The 18,781-nt window shown below is 52.7% G+C and carries 18 protein-coding genes; 12 read left to right on the plus strand and 6 right to left on the minus strand.

Features of this window, described 5'->3' with window-relative positions:
* Positions 1–170 precede the first annotated feature (170 nt).
* Positions 171–1,244, plus strand: coding sequence for a hypothetical protein (locus FGKAn22_RS01925; RefSeq protein ID WP_212786302.1), 1,074 nt, complete (start codon positions 171–173; stop codon positions 1,242–1,244).
* Positions 1,245–1,560: 316 nt separating this feature from the next.
* Here the strand turns inward: FGKAn22_RS01925 and FGKAn22_RS01930 are convergent, their stop codons facing one another.
* Together FGKAn22_RS01930 and dcm are read right to left on the minus strand one after the other, a co-directional pair.
* Entirely contained in the window at positions 1,561–1,989 is a 429-nt protein-coding gene (locus FGKAn22_RS01930) for a very short patch repair endonuclease (RefSeq protein WP_212786303.1), read from the minus strand.
* Entirely contained in the window at positions 1,916–3,361 is a 1,446-nt protein-coding gene (gene dcm, locus FGKAn22_RS01935) for a DNA (cytosine-5-)-methyltransferase (RefSeq protein WP_212786304.1), read from the minus strand. The genes FGKAn22_RS01930 and dcm overlap by 74 nt, the downstream gene beginning before the upstream one ends.
* 231 nt (positions 3,362–3,592) lie before the next feature.
* On the opposite strand from dcm, the gene FGKAn22_RS01940 reads away from it, so the two are divergent.
* From FGKAn22_RS01940 to FGKAn22_RS01960, 5 genes are read left to right on the plus strand one after another with little or no spacing between them, the layout of a single operon-like run.
* Positions 3,593–3,832 carry a hypothetical protein gene (locus FGKAn22_RS01940; protein WP_212786305.1) on the plus strand — a complete coding sequence of 80 codons (240 nt, stop codon included), beginning with the start codon at positions 3,593–3,595 and terminating at the stop codon, positions 3,830–3,832.
* Between the two features lie 9 nt (positions 3,833–3,841).
* Positions 3,842–5,773, plus strand: a complete 1,932-nt coding sequence (locus FGKAn22_RS01945) for a hypothetical protein (RefSeq protein ID WP_212786306.1) — start codon at positions 3,842–3,844, stop codon at positions 5,771–5,773.
* A complete protein-coding gene (locus FGKAn22_RS01950; RefSeq protein ID WP_212786307.1) occupies positions 5,748–6,497 on the plus strand; it encodes a hypothetical protein in 750 nt (249 codons plus the stop codon). The genes FGKAn22_RS01945 and FGKAn22_RS01950 overlap by 26 nt, the downstream gene beginning before the upstream one ends.
* On the plus strand, positions 6,490–7,224 hold the full coding sequence (locus FGKAn22_RS01955) for a hypothetical protein (protein ID WP_212786308.1): 735 nt from the start codon (positions 6,490–6,492) through the stop codon (positions 7,222–7,224). The genes FGKAn22_RS01950 and FGKAn22_RS01955 overlap by 8 nt, the downstream gene beginning before the upstream one ends.
* Before the next feature lie 44 nt (positions 7,225–7,268).
* Positions 7,269–8,471 carry a hypothetical protein gene (locus FGKAn22_RS01960; RefSeq protein ID WP_212786309.1) on the plus strand — a complete coding sequence of 401 codons (1,203 nt, stop codon included), beginning with the start codon at positions 7,269–7,271 and terminating at the stop codon, positions 8,469–8,471.
* 63 nt (positions 8,472–8,534) lie between these two features.
* Here the strand turns inward: FGKAn22_RS01960 and FGKAn22_RS01965 are convergent, their stop codons facing one another.
* From FGKAn22_RS01965 to FGKAn22_RS01980, 4 genes are read right to left on the minus strand one after another with little or no spacing between them, the layout of a single operon-like run.
* Entirely contained in the window at positions 8,535–8,786 is a 252-nt protein-coding gene (locus tag FGKAn22_RS01965; protein ID WP_212786310.1) for a hypothetical protein, read from the minus strand.
* 52 nt (positions 8,787–8,838) lie between these two features.
* Positions 8,839–10,350 carry a phage terminase large subunit gene (gene terL, locus FGKAn22_RS01970; protein WP_212786311.1) on the minus strand — a complete coding sequence of 504 codons (1,512 nt, stop codon included), beginning with the start codon at positions 10,348–10,350 and terminating at the stop codon, positions 8,839–8,841.
* Positions 10,343–10,789: a DUF5681 domain-containing protein gene (locus FGKAn22_RS01975; RefSeq protein ID WP_212786312.1), complete on the minus strand. Its 447-nt coding sequence runs from the start codon at positions 10,787–10,789 to the stop codon at positions 10,343–10,345. The genes terL and FGKAn22_RS01975 overlap by 8 nt, the downstream gene beginning before the upstream one ends.
* A gap of 3 nt (positions 10,790–10,792) precedes the next feature.
* Positions 10,793–12,148, minus strand: a complete 1,356-nt coding sequence (locus FGKAn22_RS01980) for a DNA modification methylase (protein ID WP_212786313.1) — start codon at positions 12,146–12,148, stop codon at positions 10,793–10,795.
* Positions 12,149–12,510: 362 nt separating this feature from the next.
* Between FGKAn22_RS01980 and FGKAn22_RS01985 the strand changes: the two genes are divergently transcribed.
* From FGKAn22_RS01985 to ccoP, 6 genes are all read left to right on the plus strand, one after another.
* Complete coding sequence (locus FGKAn22_RS01985; protein ID WP_212786314.1) at positions 12,511–13,647, plus strand: hypothetical protein; 1,137 nt, start codon at positions 12,511–12,513, stop codon at positions 13,645–13,647.
* Between the two features lie 100 nt (positions 13,648–13,747).
* Complete coding sequence (locus tag FGKAn22_RS01990; protein ID WP_212786315.1) at positions 13,748–14,386, plus strand: hypothetical protein; 639 nt, start codon at positions 13,748–13,750, stop codon at positions 14,384–14,386.
* Positions 14,387–15,136: 750 nt separating this feature from the next.
* On the plus strand, positions 15,137–16,570 hold the full coding sequence (gene ccoN, locus FGKAn22_RS01995; protein WP_212786316.1) for a cytochrome-c oxidase, cbb3-type subunit I: 1,434 nt from the start codon (positions 15,137–15,139) through the stop codon (positions 16,568–16,570).
* 10 nt (positions 16,571–16,580) lie between these two features.
* Positions 16,581–17,378, plus strand: a complete 798-nt coding sequence (ccoO, locus tag FGKAn22_RS02000) for a cytochrome-c oxidase, cbb3-type subunit II (RefSeq protein ID WP_212786317.1) — start codon at positions 16,581–16,583, stop codon at positions 17,376–17,378.
* Positions 17,379–17,412: 34 nt separating this feature from the next.
* Positions 17,413–17,580, plus strand: coding sequence for a cbb3-type cytochrome c oxidase subunit 3 (locus FGKAn22_RS02005; protein WP_212786318.1), 168 nt, complete (start codon positions 17,413–17,415; stop codon positions 17,578–17,580).
* Positions 17,577–18,515 carry a cytochrome-c oxidase, cbb3-type subunit III gene (gene ccoP / locus FGKAn22_RS02010; protein WP_212786319.1) on the plus strand — a complete coding sequence of 313 codons (939 nt, stop codon included), beginning with the start codon at positions 17,577–17,579 and terminating at the stop codon, positions 18,513–18,515. Before FGKAn22_RS02005 ends, ccoP begins: the two co-directional genes overlap by 4 nt.
* The last annotated feature ends 266 nt before the right edge of the window (positions 18,516–18,781 follow it).

The following is an 18,781-nucleotide window of genomic DNA, read 5'->3' on the forward strand; positions in this document are numbered from 1 at the left end:
GGTTCAATGCGCTCGGAGTATGCGTCTCCCTTTTCGTAATGTAATAAAGAAACGTAGTCATACATAAGCACTTAACAAGGATAGGAGGCTAAAATGCCTGTCTCTATATTGAAAAACATTCGGCCTCATGGGGCTCTACAACAACTATTAGCTTCCACAGGAGAGAGCCATTGGCAAAGCGAGATCCAAACAACTCGGCCCGGAATAGGATAATTAAGTCTATCAAACTCAAGCTGAGGGAGATGTTGCCAGACGTTCTTAAGGAGACAGGGTTTGAAGATGAACAATCCCTGAACGCGACGATCGGCAGCAAGAATGATGAGTTTTTCGATCTCAAGAATGATGTGATTCACGGTCAAGAGGAGTTTGTCTCCAGATGGCTAGAGGGCTTGAAGACCAGTGCTTTGGAAAACGGCGTCGCTGCACATCTCTCGATTTGGAAGTACCTGAAGAAGCACAAGAAATTCCGGGAGTACACGGTTCTGTTTCTAAAGCGATCATATCTCAAGCATTTCGATGAGCTATCGAAGAACCGTCCAGAGGTAGAGGACGCCGAGCTTTGGATCGGCCAAGAAAACGCGAACTACGGTCTTCTCGTCAGCCCGCGGTTTAGGAAGGGCGCTTGGGAGAACGACAAGAGCGAGATCAGGGCTTTTACCAAGGCATACTGGACCATTGGGCACGTGATGGCTACAGGGCTAGTGATTCCTGGTAAGGAAAAGATTTTCAAGTTTAGTGACGTCGAGCAGTACCTTTTATTTTTCCAAGACACCCTGGTCCGAAATTCTGGGTCGAGGTATGAGTACGAGATTGCTGGCCACTATTGCGACTATGTCCGAAATCAAACCGATCCGAACCAAGTTCCCCTCCTGATCCCAGAGTTTAGATATGCAGGATTGGAGAAGAAGCATGTGTATCGCCTCGATTTTCTTGTGATCAACCCGTATACCTTGGACAAAGTCGGATTTGAGCTTTCACCGTGGTCTACGCACGGATATCTCTCGAAAATCGGAGGATTGACTCAGAAAAAGATCAACGAGATGGCGGCAGACAATTTTGCAAAGGAAATGAAGAAGCATCGCGCCTACTTCAAAGAGCATTCTGTCATGTGTCTTATCTACACAGATGAGGAGCTAAAGGACACGAAGAGGCTCTTCGATGAAGACATCGCTCCGCTTCTCGCTCCTGAAAGAACGCGGGTTCAACTTTCTTTTCAGATTATGGAGGAGTTCTTTGACGGTTGACTCAGCTTTGAGCTGGTTGTTGATGGCTAACAAATCCTTCCATCTGACCACCTATGACGCTGCTGAACTCCTAGAAGCCCAACAACGAACTATCCGCTTCGGCCTCTCGTGCCCGAAAATTCCATCCCCGTGCGGGCGACTGCTCACGCCGGAACGCCACGACAATTTCCCTACGCGGTTCGTGATGCCGTTGGAGAACAGAGCCCTCGAAGCCTGTGTAGTGAGTCCGGATATCTGCGCACAGCAGTCATCCTGTCACAAAAGCCGGGTTGACTGCTATGGCCGAAAAGCCGGCAATGTGCTGCCGCGCTTCCAGCTAAATTTTATCGGAATTACTTTTTCCCAAGCTTGGGCGTATTAAATCCAATATCCCTTGCCCGCAAGCTTTTACTTCACATTCCCAAACTACAATCACGCTCCATCCAAGCTGGATTAGCTGAGCAATATGTTCCCGGTCTCTTGCTTGGTTTGTTTCAATCTTTTCCTGCCAGAACTTGGTGCGCGTTTGGGGTAGCTTGAAAAATTTACAGTCATGGCCGTGCCAGAAGCAGCCGTGAACGAAGATCACCGTGCGGTATTTTGGCAGAACGATGTCCGGTTTCCCGGGCAGCCGTTTATCGTGCAAGCGATACCGGAATCCGGCTGCATGGAGACTTTTGCGGACGAGCAGTTCAGGCTTTGTGTTTTTTGACCGGATCGCCCGCATGTTTTTTGAGCGAACCGCCGGGCTGTGCACGTCTGCCATCTGAACTCCGTTTCTGCTGCATTTTCTTGCGGGCTTTGATTGCGGCCATGATGTGGGGTTTCATGAGCTTGGCTGCGGCCTCAAAAACCGGCACTACCACGGAGTTTCCAAACTGTTTGTATGCCTGCGTATCGGAAACAGGGATGCGGAATTCTGCCCCCCTTGGGCTATCGTAACCCATCAGTCGTGCGCATTCCCTTGGGGTCAGACGACGCGGCCGGTTCTTAATGTTTTCCGGGTGACTGAAATCCTGCGCAGGATCAAATCCGCGGTCAATGAGGATTTCAGAGCCGTCCTTGTAATACCTTGCTGACAGCGTGCGGGTGATGTCTTTGCCGCTGACGAGCCCATACCCAAAGCCGTTTCCCTTGGCTTTATGCTTGATCGAATAATTGAACAGATACTCCCAGAGCTTAGGAGTCAGGATGTATTTGTCATCAACCTTCTCTTCGAGGATGTCGCTCAGCCTGGGCTTTTTCTTCGGGAATAATTGTTTAATGCTCCTCAGTGAAAAATCTTCCTGACTTCCTAGGTCGCGCCGAAAGCCTACCAGGACAATCCGTTCGCGGTGCTGCGGAACAAAATGCTGGCCATCAATGATTTTCGGATCATTTGCGCCCAAGACCTCTGAGTCAGAAACCCAGTAGCCAAGTTCATCCAGTGTTTCCATGATCACCTTGAATGTCCTGCCTTTATCGTGGCTCTTCAGGTTTTTCACGTTTTCCAGAAGGAATGCGGCCGGGCGTTTAACTTCAAGAATGCGGGCCACATCGAAGAAAAGGGTGCCCTGGGTTTTGCACTCAAAACCATGAGCGCGGCCAAGTGCATTCTTCTTTGAAACACCAGCGATAGAAAATGGCTGACACGGGAATCCTGCCAGCAGAACATCATGATCCGGGATCATCTTCTGAATATTTAATGCTGCCTCTTCCGCTGATATTTCTTCCCTGTGGCTTAGTGTTACTTCGCGGATATCCTCGTTAAAGGAATGGAAGGCCGGATCTGCATAGTGATTGGCCTTGTAGGTTCTCAGCGCCTGACTGTTCCATTCGCTGGTAAACACGCATCGTCCGCCAGCTGCTTCAAAGCCACGCCGGATACCTCCGATTCCAGCAAAGAGGTCGATGAAATCAAATTCATAACCGGGGTGGTTGACGGGCGGTGCCGGAAGCAGCTTTTTGAGGGCCTCAAGTTCATGATGGCTGAGGCGCGGTGATGCTTTTCCATTCAGCCAGCGATTAATTGTCTCCCGGCACCATTCGCCCGGGGAGACCTCGTTCAGATAGCTGCCAATGAACTTCTGGTCGTAAATTTCCAGCAGGGTTTTCAGGAGGGCCAAGTCTTCTTGCTGAGGATTCATCGCGGTGTTCATCTGGGTCAATTGTGTGACGAATTATCACTCAATTGACACGGTATGTCGAACGCAATGTGGGTTCATGGAATGCTCATGACGGCGATATATATTTGTTTTGTTGCACTGTTATATTCGATATATATGTTGCAAAACTGCAAAAATATGGTGTATAAAGACCGCAACAAAATGCACATATATGAGAAATGTGCGCAATAGATTGGTTATTTTCTATCTGGAGCAGGAGCAAAAATGGCTGAAAAAACAGAGAAAAGAGATGCTGCAGAGAAGTTTGTAGAGCTGGCTAATAAACGTGTGACAAGGGCAATCAAGGATTTGCGTCTTGTGGGAAATCTCGCGAACCGCCGGGCTTATAAATACGATGAGGCAGATGCAAAAAAAATCATCCGTGCATTACAGAAGGAAGTGGATGTTCTGAAAGCACGCTTCCGCGGTGATGACGGGGATGACGATTCAATTTTTTCCCTTTAGGAGGGAGTGATGGCTGCAGACTGGGTATATCCGGAAGTAACGCCGTATCAGGTTCAGGGCAGAGATCTGTCAGAAGATAATTTCGCGCAGGAGGACCGGACGAGTCTGGAAATTCTGATGCGGGAAGTTCTCCAGAATCCGCTTGATGCGCGGGCATCTGATAATGCCGGCCCGGTCAGAGTCACACTTAAAATTCTTCAGCCAGGTAATTTTGACGCAGACTATCTGGCCAGCCTGCTGGGTGGTGAGTATTCGAAGCGTCTGGAGGCGTCCGGCGGCGAGCCTCTTCCGGACCTTGCCATGAGCTCTGTTCTGGTAATCGAAGACTTTGGCACAACAGGCCTGCAGGGACGCTGGGATGATCAGAATGCTGACGGCCCTGAAGAAAACTGGAACGCATTCTGGTTCCGGGAAGGGGAAGGCGCCAAGTCGGCGACAGGCAGTAATGGTCGTGCCGGGCAGGGAAAAATTACCTACTACCGGATTGGTGCTGCCCGGGCAGTATTTGGATTTACCGTCCGCAAGTCAGACGGGCAGCGGCTTTTGATGGGACGCAGTGCTTTTCGCAGGGTCTACCCGTATGGCGGATCAAAATTCAACCGTCACTCATTCTGGTGTTGCGGAAGTGAACAGCCGCTTCCGGTTACTGATGACGAAGAAATTACGGCTTTCCAGGATGCATTCGGGCTTTCGCGCAAGAGCGAGCCGGGGCTAAGTCTGGTGATTCCATTCCCGGCTGGTTTTGATCCGAAAGAGGCCGTCCGTACGCTTATCAGCGATTTTTACTACCCGATAGCCTGTGGCAACCTAGAGCTCTCACTTGCCAGCATGGATATTGACTCATCCAATGTCGACACCATCGCAGTACGTGAGTTTTCAGATGAAACTGCCTACAAGAGGAAGTCCAGCTTTACCAAGGGCTTCAGAAATCTTGTCCGGAGCGCAATCGATGCCAAAAATAATGGGGATAAGTTTGTCGAGCTGAAGCCCGGCTGGGACAAAACGCCAACACTGAAGGAGGATTCCCTGCCGGAAGGAGCGCTTGAGACGCTCCGGGCCGCGATGGAGAACGGGAAGCGTATTTCAGTCCGCTGCCCGGTTACAGTCCGCCCGAGAAAGACGGAGTTAATTCAGACTTGGTTTGATGTTCATATCGAAATTCCTGAAGATCTTGCGCGGGCTGAAGAGGCATACATCCGCCGTGATTTGCTGATCGGTTCAGAGAGTCATCTTGCTGCCAGTGCATATCTGCAGAAGGCACGGGCACTTACGATTATCAGTGACAGTAACCTGTCTGCGTTTCTCGCCGATGCCGAGGAGCCGACGCACCTCAAGTGGAATGGCAGCCGTCCTCGTCTGGCCGAGGATTATTTAAATCCGCAGGCAACACTCCGCGCGGTGAGGAATGCGGCTCCCCGTCTGCTTGCACTTGTATCAAACGGAATGGTCAGGCGCGATATGAAAGCTCTGGCTAAATACTTTACGCGGCATACAGATGAAGGAAAACGTCATGCTGCGGGCGGCAATGTTAAGCCGGGTGGCGGAACCCCTCCTAATCCTGATATCACAGCGCCAAAAGTACGGAAGCCTGTAAAAATTGTGACAGGTACGGACAGGGTGCGGGTTCTGCCAAATGGCAGTTCAGCGCTGACGGCGGAGGGACTGCCGATATCCTGTGGGCTTGAGCTGGCATACGAAGGTCTTGATCAGGATCCGTTCAAGGCTTATGACCCATTCGATTTTGATCTTGCAGATGAGAGCGTGCACCAAGTCACGACTTCCGGTGCCACCATAACAGGCAGGCAGGGAAACAGGATTAATTTCGACATCACCGAGCCGGAATTCGTCCTTGAGGTGCCGGGATTCGATCCGAACATCCGCCTGCGTGCAAGGCTTAACTATACGGAGAAGAGCAATGGGACGTCTGTCAGCGAGGAGTAATCCAACCGGACTGAAGGAAGTTGATCGCAGCCGGGTTGGTATTTCGGTTTCGGAAGTGGGGGGTAAGCGCAGCTTCACGCTTGACCGTCTGGATCTCAAAGACACAGGTCTTTCTGACTCCCTCAGTGTTGTGATTGTGGCTCGTGCAGGCAATACTAATGTGCGCCATGAAATGGGCTCAGTTGCGGAGATTGGGAATGAGAGCAGATCCATCGACGGACTGGACAGGTCTCAGCCTCTGCGTTTCCGTGTCCTGATGCATGAAAAGGATAGTCCGAAGCTTGTGGCATCGATCGAAAATCTGCGAGCCCGCGATGACTCGCAGAGCGAGAGTCTGCTGCCTATGGAGCCCGCAGATCTCGGGGAACGGTTGTGGAAACTCGCGATCAGCGAGGACGGTCCTGTGCTGCAGTTTAATTCGAGGGTATTTCCAAGTGCTGCCGGAGCCGAGAACTACATACCATTTGGAGCCATGGTGCTTCCTGAAGCGCTTCGTCAGGTAATGGAAAAAATTGCTGACGAGCCGGGGTGTCTTGAGGATGAAGGTGATCCCTGGAGTGTCTGGGGTGTATGGCTGTCCTCAATCGGGGCAGGCCTTCCGCCTGCGGATGATGACGAGGCAAAAGCAGTCTGGTGCAACCAGGTGGTTGACCGTTTCTGTGAAAAATTTAGCTTTGCCTCACGCCTTCAGGCTGAACTGTTGAAGGGAGCCGGAAATGATTAAGAGCAGAATGCTGAATGCGGATGGAATAGCAACATTTACAAAATGGCTTGAAAATCCCTCAGGCAGCCAGCCTCCGGCCCCCCTTCTCGACAGCGAAGAAATGACCGAGCCATTTGGTGATTTCGACATTGATCCTTCCCGGGAGTTTGTCTCCCGTCAGGAGTTCGGGGAATACCTGAATGAACAATTTTCAGGAGCCAACTTCAATGAACTGATGTCGCCGGACAGTGATGGTTTCTGGGCATGGGTTGCGATTGCATACTTCCGTCAGCTAACGGCGAAAGGAATCCGCCGGGCTGAGCACTATGTGGTGATACGAAAAGGATCTGCAGGCTCACTTGCCTATCGTCATGCAGTACGCACGCCATATGAGCTTGTGCATATACACGGAGCTTTCGCTGAAATATGTCTGAAGAGTCCAATGGCCACATTCGGTGACATGACCGAACAGCTTGCTTCACGTCAGGGAATTGCGCATAACAGGGGGTTTTTCCAGACGGCTCATGAGCTTTATATCAAAGGCGGAGTGCTTAAACGTGGGGCATCGTCGAAGCCAAAGAAACTGAAGGATCGAAAACCCGGTGATCGAACTGGCTTGGGGAGCGTGCGGAGATTGGCAATTGCCCTGCAGCGTCTGGATCTTACCTACGATACTGAAGATATGGATTCCCGGCAGATGTGCGACGTGCTGCCAAAAGAGTTTTCTATGTGGCAGAAATTTGCCTAGGATGAAACTTGCCATGCGTATCGATTTTCTCAAAGGTGACCAACTTGCCACTTGATTCCCAAACAACACAAGCTGTAGCGAAAAGAAGTGGCTCGAAACAATCCTCGGCGGTCATGGAGCCTCTCTGCAAAGATTTCCAATCAGGAAACCTTAAGCATTCTGAGATTAATGATGTTCGTAGGCAGCTCATGGCTGAAGGATACAAACGAACAGAGGCAATGTTGTTCGAGGAGTTGTTTCAGCGCTTGGTCATCAGGGCATTCAAGAACGATATAGGAAAAATCTCGTTCGGTTGGGTCGGGGCTTTTGCTTATGGGAGTCTTTCTTATTGGTTTCGTTTGGAAACAGATAGCGACTTGTGGAATGTTTGCGACGATGCGATTGCTAAAAAGCTGCAGAGTAAAAAGTGGATTAAAAATAGAAAAGATGGAAGTGGTGAATTTACGGTAAGCACGGATGTATATCGGGTCAGGCTATGTCCAAACAAAGGACTGTTTGTTTTTTCCAAGAGAGGGGAGGATGGAAAATTCTGGAATGAGGTCGACGAAAATGCACTCCGAAAAATACTAAAGCGGGATGGTAAAGATGTTTCAAAGATACAGGACTCATCTGGGAGTAATTCAGGCAGGCAGGAGCGAGCTATCAGGTGCTTGGAATATTTACGAGATTCCAATCTGAAAGATCTTTCCATTCGCAGGCGATTCATGAATTGCTTGATTCCAGGATTCGGCTGGAGCCCAATAGATCTGGATGTTGTCCACCTCGCTGAGGATGGGCAAATTCGTTATATTGAATTCAAGAGAAAATACCCTGCGGCAGGGCAAGAAAAATTCGGCCTTGATGAGGCGCATGTAAGTGTAATGAATTTGATGAAGGACGTCGGTGTCGCGTCATTACACATACTTCTTGTCAGTCCTGTCTGGACTGCTAATGCAGACCCGGTACTTTGGTATCTGGATGTCCCAAACTTTGAACACAAGTGGGCATGGGTTGCTGCGACACTTGATGAAAAATTTATCGGGCATGACACTTCAATGCAAACCGAAGGCGGGGACTCAGGCCATCATGGCGGAGCGCGCGTTCAGCATGCGATCGAATGGGATGGATGCCGCTTATTGTCACAAGGACTCGGGATGAGTGAATCTGCGCTTATAAGCCTGAGAGACTTTCTTGCATCAGCTTCCATGGAGAAACTTCCGAAAATTGGATATGACGGACTGAGGCGACTGACAGATCAGTGCCAATAATCTGTCAGTCGAGTTAAGTTAGCCCAATCTTGAGTGGCACATGCAGTTTAACTTGGCGAATCGCTACCGCGCCAACATGCTTGTGATGCTCGTGACGAATTGATCGTCCTGCCTGAAGTAGTCATCCATTTCCTCAAGCAATTCAGCATTAGCCTTCAGCGCGGCACTGGGAACGTAATGATCCAGCACGCTGACCGGCGTGCCGCATCGTATACATTGCACAAACTGCACTTTGATTCCTTGCCTCGCTAACAGGTTTTCACGAACTTCAAAGCGGGTATTTCCGCATTTAACACATGTTGATTGCACCATCATATATCTCCTTGAATTTGAATTGCCGTACCTTCAGATTCGCCGTCCATGCCTGTTACCTCCGCTGGGGGAGAGGCGGCATACGCGGCGGCCCCTTCGGGTTCCGCATCGGATGCGGAACCTGCTTCCGTGCCGAACAGACACCTCCATTCTGAGGAGTGGTGACACCCAAAACCACAGGTGAATGTCGCCGCCTGTCCGGGTCTTCGACCCAGCTGAGATACTGACTGAGGGCGTCGACCTGATCGTCGTGAGGGGAGGTAGGAAACGAACACATTTCCTCGAAAAAATCGCTGAGCCAGTTTCCGGCATTCGGCAATAAGACATTGCCTCCGTTCAGCAAATGAAGGACTGCCTCCAGACGTTCAATTTTGCTTTTCGTCGGGCGGGGTATGGAGCAGATGGTTAGTCTGTGCTCCCGCAGTGCCGAAATCATGGCCGTGCCCAATGCAGCATTCTCGATCAGGACAGAGTTCGGCGTATACTGACCGGCCAGCCGTAGCAGATCATTCTGAAGTTCGGCGAAGGCCGCCCGCTTGCGCAGTACATGAGCGAGATAGTGGTTGACTCCGTCTGTCCGGATCACGAGGACGCACGAATAGCTGGAGGTTTCACCGGTTGTCTGCCCGAAATCGCAACTGAATATCACCTTGTGTGCGTTCAGCGGTACGTTGTCGTATCGTCCAAACCAATCTGCCTTGACGATTCCGGAGTCCAGGAGAATTGGCGCTTGCTGGTACTGAGCCTGGAAGACATGTGCCGGCGATTCCCGGCGCAATACTTCAACTTCTTCCGCTGTATAGGATTGCGGGTCGATGATATCGCCTGCCGGCCGCCGCCATTCAAACTTCCCTGCCCGGTAGACCGTATCGGCCTCGGCCACCAGAGGTACGACCAAATGGCGGTAGGTAGTCCGGCCCTGAAGGTGGCCGCAAAGATCTTCAGCATGAAGTCGCTGCATCACGATCAGGATCTTGCCTTCTGATCGGTTATCGAGGCGCGAGGTGATTTTGCCGTCAAAAAGCGTATTCACGTTTTTACGCTCCACGCCTGAATAAGCGTCACTGGCATCGATTGGGTCGTCGAGGATGATCCAGTCACCCCCGTGGCCCGTGAGGCCACTTCCCACGGAGGTGGCGAGAACACCTCCGCCAGCCGTCGTCTTGAAATGAAGTGTCCCTGCGAAATCAGGCTGCAGCGCAGTTCCGGGAAACGCCTCCTGATACCATTTCGACTCGATAATTTGGCGGCATCTGTACGCAAGGGTGTGCACGAGGTTCTTGTCGTGGCTGATGACGATGATTTTGGTGGACGGATCAAGTCCCAATAGCCATGCCGGGAAGCAGATGGAGCAGATGAACGACTTCAGCGTCCGAGGCGGGAGATTGATGATCTGCCGTCGAACGTCTCCCTCAGTCACCTCCTGCAGGGTTTCGCAAATCAGTCGGATGGCCTGCGTGGGACGCAAGCCATCTTTTACCTCTTCCCGGTCAAATGCCTGAAAAACGAACGCCTGCAGGTTGCGCCGCAGAATCGCAGACAATACTTGGGTGTTTGCATCACTCATGATCTATCTCCTTTTTCGGTGCGGACTCTTCCCGCATGGCAGGTTTTTTAGGGATTTCCGCTGGCGTTGCTCCATGCTGGCGCAGGAAGTCGTCCAGAATCTGTTCCTCTGTTCTGGAAAGCGGGCGTGTGTCGGTTGCGGCGAGTTCTGGCACGATATATTTGTCGACCATCGTGATCAGCACTGTGGCTGCCCGCGTGTCGCCCTTGAGTGCTTTGGCGACCAAGGCTTTGACCAGTGCGCGTTGCTTGGAGATCGATTTTTCCTGATCTCCTTCCCGCACACGGATTCTTTCGCCGAGTTCGTCCTTCAGGTCGCTCGAAAGATTTCGGGTGCCCTTGGGCCTGCCTTTGGAATTGCCAGACTGGCCGGGCTGAAAACGGCTATGCTTGGGCGGCTTTGCATAGCCGACGTCATAGTTAGGATTTTTGGCTGTCATGGCTCAGATTCCCCCGTTCGTGTTGCCCGCGGGCGATTGATCGGTAGCCTCAGCATTTCGGTGAGCAATCTCCTCACGATGCTCGAATGTTTCCCCCGTCCCGGACAGCATGGCTGTGCCGCCGGTATGGTCCATCCACCGGCGCACGATCAAGTCCACGTAGAGCGGGTCGTACTCAATGCCGTAGCAGCGCCGGCCGGTAGTCTCGGCGGCAATCAGCGTCGTTCCTGAGCCAAGGAACGAATCGAGCACGATACTGCCGCGATGAGAGACGTCCTTGATGGCGTCAGCCACAAGCGCGACAGGCTTTACGGTCGGGTGCAGTTTGAGCAGATCGTCGCGCTCCTGGCCAGGCACGTTCATACCCCGGTATGTCCAGAGATTGCTGCGGGACCGCCCTTTCTTGCCCAGCTCGAAGTTATTGATATGCGGCGCTGTTCCATGCTTGGCCGCAAGTACCATCTCGTGTTGAGAGCGGTAGAAGGTTCCCATTCCGGCGTTGGTTTTTGCCCACACGCAAAGATTCATGGGGGTGAGCCCGGCTCGCCCAGTTGCTGTGAACAGTTCCGGCAAGTGTTTCCAGTCCATACATATAAATAGAATGGCGCCGTCTGCCAGAACCGTGCAGGCCGTGGTCAGGAAGTCCGCAAGGAAGTCTGTAAACTGGATGCTGGTCATCTCGCCGGAGGCCATGGCAAACTCACGGTGGTGGTTGGCTCCCAGACCAGAAACATTGCCTACAATAGGGACATTGTATGGGGGGTCGCACATAACCATTTGTGCAGTCTGACCGTCGAACAGATGGGCCATTGCGGCTGGATCTCGGGCGTCACCGCAAAGTACGCGGTTGCCGCCCAGCACCCAAAGATCGCCGGGGCGCGTGACTGCGACGGCGTCCGGATCGACTGCCGGAGGTGCATCTTCGGTGATGGCGCTCGTCGGCTCCTCCATCGACAGTGTCATATCGATCTCGACTTGGTCAAAGCCGGTAAACGACATGTCGAAACCGATGTCCAGAAGCTCCTGAAATTCTGTCATCAGGCGGGCGTTGTCCCATTTCGCGTCTTGGGCAACGCGGTTTAAAGCTAGGCGAATTGCGCGGATCTCGGCCGGATCATTGGTGCAAACTTCTACGGTAGCCACTTTTTCGTGGCCGATCTCCTTCAATAACTCGACAACAAGGTGTCCATCTACAATTCCACCTTCCCCGTCGGTGATGATGGGGGCTATCTGACCAAAGCGGCGGAGGAGCTTGTCGAGCTTTTGGCGTTTTGCGCGGTTGTGGATGCGGGGAGAGTTTGCGTAAGGTTTGAGGTCTAGGATCTTGCGATACTTGATTTCCAGTTCGTTAGTCGTCATAGCGATGTTTCCTTTTGCATTCCGGCGGAACCGGCGACGAGGTCTTATGTGGAAGAGATCTCCGTACCACCTAATCCGGAGAACCAAGTTCCGACCTCGCCGCCCGATCACGCAGATTTAGGCTGGCGACTAGCCGAATGAAACAACGTAAAGTTAAGTTTTTGACATGTTTTGACTCGGGGCATACGCCGCGCAGGCGTGCAGTCCCCTCACGATACGAAGTCAGATCTTGTGATTATTAGAACCCAAGGACAAGAGGTAATTCGAGTCGAGACATGCGCTTACGTCACTACGGTCAGTAGCCAACCAGCCATATGCAATATGGTTAAGCTTATCTCCTTGAATTACTCATGGAGGTAGGTATGAAAGTCCAATACACAAGAACTGAAATTTTCGGTCTGTTGTGGGAGACACCAACCACCAAGATCGCAAAACAGCTTGGTATTTCCGATGTCGCGTTAACCAAGTGGTGTGCAAAGCATGATATTCCCAAACCCCCGTTGGGATATTGGGCGAAGAAAGAGCACGGCAAGCCGGTCCCACCAAAACCAGCACTGACTCCTTGGAAGTCAGGTGAAAGCGAGCCGGTGTATTGCGCTCATGATCCCAATCTCAAGCCGAGCTCACATCCGCTTCCGGCCGAACTTAGAGTGAAGCTGGAGAGCGCGCTTGCATTGCCTGTGATTTCCGTCACGACTAATGAAGATGTACCGCTGGGACCGGTCACGCGAAGAACCGCTAGAGCGTTGGATCGCAAACCCGATAAGGATGGCTTCATTTGGGGGAAGAGCGATACATTTACTGTTCGCATTTCTCCGGGCAGCAAAGACCGAGTAATTCGAATCCTGAACGTGCTCGAAACAAGCCTCGCTGCTGCCGGCATGAAGTGGGAGCAGGGGGAGAATCAGCGTGGCATAGTAGGACGCTTCCTCGAAGAAACCATCGTATTCAGTATTGTCGAGGCCACCTCTCGTACCGAGCATATAGAAAAGCATCCGACTTATAGCTGGATGGATAGTCGCAGCTATACCTATCAGTTCCTCGGCGACCTCAAAATTACCGTTGATGGATATTACGAAGGACGTAAATCATGGAGCGACGGGAAAACTCAGCGCCTCGAAGAGAAATTGCCGCAGATCATCGAGGGTTTCATTGCGGCCGCCGAGGCGATGCGGCGACGAACTGAGGAGTGGCGAGAGAGAGAAGCTCGATGGGCGGAAGAGGCAGCTATTCGCCGAGAGAAAGAACGCATTGCGTATGAGCGACAGCAATTCCTTGATGGGGCGCTGAAAGAGGCTAGGGCATGGTCTGATGCCACGCTGCTTCGTCAATATGTGGCACATCTGCGTGAAGTCGTGGCTTTTAGCCAAACAGAGCTAACCGATTACGGAAAGAATTGGCTCAGTCGTGCAGAGGAGGCGGTTAGTTGGCTGGATCCGACAGAAAAGTGGCGCGGTAAAGGTGCGGCATCAAGTGTGCGGGAGGATCAAGGCGAATGAGCACCCACCATGGGTTACGCCCTTCGAAGAGAGCATATCCATTAAGGACAAGGCAGCAGGAATCTGGCAGGATGGGGCATTGCTCTGAAAGCTGCCGATTATGAAAAATCCCAGACACGAACGCCTTTATCGCTTGATGCGTCAGCATCATCGCCACAGCCAATGGGGGCTGACCAATGGGTTGTATTTGCCGCACAGCTATGAGACCCCGCGCCAATTGTCCTGGTGGGACGACATCGGATTCATTCTGAATGGGCGGCGGGTGATGGTGTGGTGGATTCATCCACGAATGGCCTATGCCGACGCCATCGAAGAACGGGCCTGGGAGGAAACGGTAACTACCCCGTCAGCTCTTCCAGAGCTATTGGGCCATGAACCCAGTCAGAAAATCTGGAAGAAAGTCGGGAAATCCCGCAAGAAGGTGGTCGGCTACCAAGCTCCGCCTCAGTCCGAATCTAGGCTGGAGCGCTATGACCAGGTCCAGGCTACTGAGAAACGCCTGAAATCCGACGGAACCGATTTCGAAGTAAGGCCGTCCGTGTCCGTCAGAGCATATTCGTGGGGACTGGGTATGGAGCTTTGCGTGCCGGTGGAGGTGCGCGACCAGAACGAGGCTGGATCATTGGTCGATCTTGCCCGTCGCCTTATTAAAGGTATTGCCACTCTGGATGGCGAATTCCCCGGTTATAGCTATGGCCGACAGCAATGGCTGGATGAGGCAGAGCGCCGGAACGGCTAGTGTTTATTTTCCACTGATAATTCCCTGTTCCAGTGTCGCCACCAATAGCCTGATTTCGCGCGAAACCGGCTCCGATATTGGGTTTTGTGCTGGTGTGTTTATGAAGCAGTGGGGTATCATTGCCAAATTCGCTGTATTTATCCCTGTTAGCAGGGGAAAACAGCAGAGAGAAAAGCGGTGGAGACTCTGCCCACCGCCAAATCAAAGCCGCCCCTTGTGGGCGGTTTTTATTTGGCTGAAACCCAAGTGTGAATAGGGGCTTGTGTTCGACGACACGCGGCGAGGTTTGCTGCGACGCAGGCTAACGTGAGCTTGCGAATTTGAAGCGCGATAGCGCGGCCGTACTCACCGGCCAGCGCTGCTCGCGCAGGACGCCCAGGGGGCGGTTCCAAGTGCAGCCGAGGAGTGAGGCTTTCGCAGACGCATCGAGCAATCTCTTCCTCTCCGTCAGATTAAGAAAGGCCCTCCGCATGGGAGGTCTTTTTCTTTGGCTCTCGCGCTAATTGAAATTTGATATACATCAAACACCCCATTCCATTTCTGCATACTATCCCTGCGTGCAATCAGCACCAATCTTGAGCGTTCTGGGTGGTTATGGCTGTAATTAGTACAGTTTTCCCCTTTACGTGTCCCTGATTGGTGTGCCATGATTGCGCAGCTTTTAAAGCTGTAACGAAGTGGTGTGTTATTTGCTCGGTTTTTTTGAGGTAACACATTGTTTTTTAACTTGGCTCTGGGGAGGAGACTACTGTGGAAGCAACTCAAGCGACACCAGTAAAGTACGACATGGAAGTGGTTCGATGGTTCACCATCGCTGCCGCTATCTACGCTGTAGTAGGTACGCTGATCGGTGTGTATATCGCATCGGAACTGGCGTTCCCGTTTTTGAACTTTGACATTCCGTATATCACCTTCGGACGTTTGCGTCCGTTGCATACCAATGCGGTGATTTTTGCATTCGGCGGTTGCGCGTTGATGGCGACCGGTTTCTATATGGTGCAGCGCACCGGCGCGACCAAGCTGTGGAGCAATGGCTTGGCATGGTTCACCTTCTGGGGTTGGAACCTGATCATCGTGCTGGCTGTTGTTACTCTGCCGCTGGGTCTGACTTCCGGCAAGGAGTACGCGGAGCTGGAATGGCCGATCGATATTCTGATCGCCGTGGTCTGGTTGTCCTTCGGTCTGAATCACATCATGACCGTGTCGATCCGCAAGACCTCTCACATCTATGTATCCAACTGGTTCACCATGGGTATGATCGTGATGATCACCTACCTGCATGTGGTGAATAGCTTGGCTCTCCCGGTCAGTTTGACCAAGTCCTACTCCATCTACACCGGCGTGCAAGACGCGATGGTGCAATGGTGGTGGGGTCACAATGCGGTGGGTTTCTACCTGACTGGCGGCTTCCTGGGCATCATGTACTACTTCGTGCCTAAGCAAGTCGGCAAGCCGGTATTCTCCTATCGCCTGTCCGTGTTGCACTTCTGGGCGCTGACCTTCGGCTATGTCTGGCTGGGCGCGCACCACCTGCAATACACCGCTCTGCCTGACTGGACCGGTTCCCTGGGTGCTGCGGTTTCCCTGGCGATGATCATCCCGTCCTGGGGTGGTGCGATGAACGGTATGATGACTTTGTCCGGTGCTTGGGACCGTCTGCGTACCGACTACATCCTGCGCTTCCTGGTTGTGGCTCTGGCGTTCTACGCGATGTCCACCTTCGAAGGTCCGGTGATGTCCATCAAGACCGTTAATGCCCTGTCTCACTACACCGACTGGACCGTTGGTCACGTGCACTCCGGCGCATTGGGCTGGATGGCGATGGTTGCCTACGGCGCGATGTACCACATGGTGAAGAAGCTGTGGGGCGTGGACAAGATGTACTCCGAAGGCCTGGTGAACGTGCACTTCTGGCTGGCTACTATCGGTACGGTGGTTTATGTCGTGGCGATGTGGGTTTCCGGCATCATGCAGGGTCTGATGTGGCGTGATTATGACGAGTACGGCACCCTGACCTATACCTTCGTTGAGTCTGTGTCCGCAATGCATCCGTACTACGCGATGCGCGCAATCGGCGGCGCAATCTTCAATCTGGGTACCTGGATCGCGCTGTACAACATCGTGATGACAGTGCGTACGGCAAGTGCTGTGCGTGCCGCTAACGCTGTTCCGGCTAACGCATAAGGAGTGAGACATGTCTGATCACGACAAAATCTATTCGACCAAATTTCAGGACAAGATCGAGCGCAACACACTCCTGATGTTTGTAATGACCGCTTTCGCCGTGGCGATCGGCGGTATCGTGGAAATCGTTCCGTTGTTCTACCTGCCCAATACCGCGATGAGCGGTGGTGACGGCACGTTCAACGGCACGGCCCACAAGGACCAGAACGGCAACGTCATTCCGATGGACAAGATCGTCTGGAATCCGGCTACTTCGGCGCACAAGACGCTGGAAGACTGGCAGCCTGGCGACGGCGTTCGTCCTTACAAGCCGCTGGAACTGGCTGGTCGTTACGTTTACATCCGCGAAGGCTGCTTCCTGTGCCACTCGCAGATGATTCGTCCGTTCCGTGACGAGAAGGATCGTTACGGTCATTACTCGATCGCCGAAGAGTCCATGTACGATCACACTTATCAGTGGGGTTCCAAGCGTACAGGTCCGGATCTGGCCCGCGTCGGCGGCAAGTACTCGGATGAGTGGCATCGCCGCCACCTGAAGTATCCGCGTCAAGTGGTGCCCGAGTCCGTCATGCCGAACTACTTCTGGCTGGAAAGCAATCCTGTGAATGTCGCGGAAACGGTGCAAACCATGAAGGTCATGACCATGATGCCGTTCAACCCGATTCCCAAGACCATCTACTCGGATGCCTACATCGACGGCGCGTCGGCGCAGTTGGAAGGCAAGACCGAAATGGATGCGTTGATTGCCTACTTGCAAAGCATGGGTAATCACGTCAAGTTTGAAGAGGGTGTGAATTACCGTGACTAAGCTGCTCGGGTACCTTGGGATGGACGTGGAAGTCATGACCACGAACGATTGGCTGGGGGTGTTCTTCGCCCTGGTTTCGGCAATCGGCATGGTGGCGATCTATTTCATGGTATTCCGGCCAGCCAACAAGGAATCGTTCGAGTCCCAGGGCGTTATCGCCCTGGATGACGAAGACCCTATCAATATGGGAGAAAAAAGATGAGTGAAAAACACGATGTAGGTGGCGTGACAACGACAGGCCACGTGTGGGACGACGATCTGGGGGATTTGACCAATCAGCCACCCAAGTGGTGGATGCTGGGTCTGACCGCCAGTGCAATCTGGTGTGTGGTGTACTTCCTGTACTACCCGTCGATTCCTGTTTCCAACGCAAACAGCTTCTTCAAGGGGATCGGCGGCTGGACAGCGATCACCGAGATGGAAGCCGACAAGAGCGTGGTGGACAATGTCCGTAAGCAATATGAAGACAAGCTTAAGGGCATGACTCCGGCTGCGATCCTGGCGGATAGCCAGTTGACCGAGTACGTTACCCGTTCCGGCAAGGTGCTGTTCGGTGACAACTGTGCTGCCTGTCACGGCCAGAACGGCGTGGGCACGACCGACAAGCAAGGTCTGTTCGCTCCGATCCTGAACGACGACGACTGGCTGTACGGCGGTAAGATCGACGACATCTACGCATCCATCACTGGCGGTCGCCAGGGCATGATGCCTGCGCACAAGGATATCTTGTCCGCTGCCGAGATCGACACGCTGGCCAATGCTGTTGCCGGTGGCAACCCGACCTCCACACCGCTGTTCGCGGAAAAAGGTTGTACTGCTTGTCACGGTCCTGATGGCAAGGGTGTGCAGCCCATGGGTTCTGCTAACCTGACCGACAAGATCTGGCGTTTTGACGGCTCCGTCGAAGGTATCAAGTACACCATCGCCAACGGTGTGAACGCCGGTACTCCGGAAACACGCGTTGCGGTGATGCCTTCCTTCCAGTCCGCCGGCAAGCTGAGCGATGCTGAAATGAAGAAGCTGGCTGTCTATGTGTACAAGTTTGGCGGTGGCCAGGCTGAAGCACCGGCACCGGCCGCACCTGCTGCAGAAGCAGCCGCCTCCGCAGTTGAGGCTGCCGCACCTGCCGCACAGTAATTTGTCTCAATCCGTGCGGAAGCAACTCCGCACGGAATTTACCTACAAGGAGATTAAGAGATGAATCATGATATGGTGTTTTACGGCGTGATTATTTGCGTAATAGGGGCTGCCGCCGTTATGGGCTGGCTGTTCTACATGCTGTATCGGAACGCAACCAAAGGCACGAATCAGTAACTGCAGGAACGTTTGTGAAGGAGGAGAGTCATATCTCCTCCTTTTTTCATATTGTGATAAAGGATATCTCCGGATTGGTTCTGTATCAG

Origin of the sequence: Ferrigenium kumadai (genome assembly GCF_018324385.1) — a bacterium.
Classification (GTDB): Bacteria; Pseudomonadota; Gammaproteobacteria; order Burkholderiales; family Gallionellaceae; genus Gallionella; species Gallionella kumadai.

Excerpts from the sequence above, each read along its gene's own strand:
- FGKAn22_RS01985 (WP_212786314.1), top strand. The coding sequence starts at position 12,511 with ATGAAAGTCCAATACACAAGAACTGAAATTTTCGGTCTGTTGTGGGAG.
- FGKAn22_RS01990 (WP_212786315.1), top strand. The coding sequence starts at position 13,748 with ATGAAAAATCCCAGACACGAACGCCTTTATCGCTTGATGCGTCAGCAT.
- FGKAn22_RS01975 (WP_212786312.1), bottom strand. The coding sequence starts at position 10,789 with ATGACAGCCAAAAATCCTAACTATGACGTCGGCTATGCAAAGCCGCCC.
- FGKAn22_RS01955 (WP_212786308.1), top strand. The coding sequence starts at position 6,490 with ATGATTAAGAGCAGAATGCTGAATGCGGATGGAATAGCAACATTTACA.
- FGKAn22_RS01930 (WP_212786303.1), bottom strand. The coding sequence starts at position 1,989 with ATGGCAGACGTGCACAGCCCGGCGGTTCGCTCAAAAAACATGCGGGCG.
- FGKAn22_RS02005 (WP_212786318.1), top strand. The coding sequence starts at position 17,413 with ATGACCACGAACGATTGGCTGGGGGTGTTCTTCGCCCTGGTTTCGGCA.
- FGKAn22_RS01945 (WP_212786306.1), top strand. The coding sequence starts at position 3,842 with ATGGCTGCAGACTGGGTATATCCGGAAGTAACGCCGTATCAGGTTCAG.
- ccoO (WP_212786317.1), top strand. The coding sequence starts at position 16,581 with ATGTCTGATCACGACAAAATCTATTCGACCAAATTTCAGGACAAGATC.
- dcm (WP_212786304.1), bottom strand. The coding sequence starts at position 3,361 with ATGAACACCGCGATGAATCCTCAGCAAGAAGACTTGGCCCTCCTGAAA.
- terL (WP_212786311.1), bottom strand. The coding sequence starts at position 10,350 with ATGAGTGATGCAAACACCCAAGTATTGTCTGCGATTCTGCGGCGCAAC.
- FGKAn22_RS01965 (WP_212786310.1), bottom strand. The coding sequence starts at position 8,786 with ATGATGGTGCAATCAACATGTGTTAAATGCGGAAATACCCGCTTTGAA.
- FGKAn22_RS01980 (WP_212786313.1), bottom strand. The coding sequence starts at position 12,148 with ATGACGACTAACGAACTGGAAATCAAGTATCGCAAGATCCTAGACCTC.
- FGKAn22_RS01940 (WP_212786305.1), top strand. The coding sequence starts at position 3,593 with ATGGCTGAAAAAACAGAGAAAAGAGATGCTGCAGAGAAGTTTGTAGAG.
- ccoP (WP_212786319.1), top strand. The coding sequence starts at position 17,577 with ATGAGTGAAAAACACGATGTAGGTGGCGTGACAACGACAGGCCACGTG.
- FGKAn22_RS01950 (WP_212786307.1), top strand. The coding sequence starts at position 5,748 with ATGGGACGTCTGTCAGCGAGGAGTAATCCAACCGGACTGAAGGAAGTT.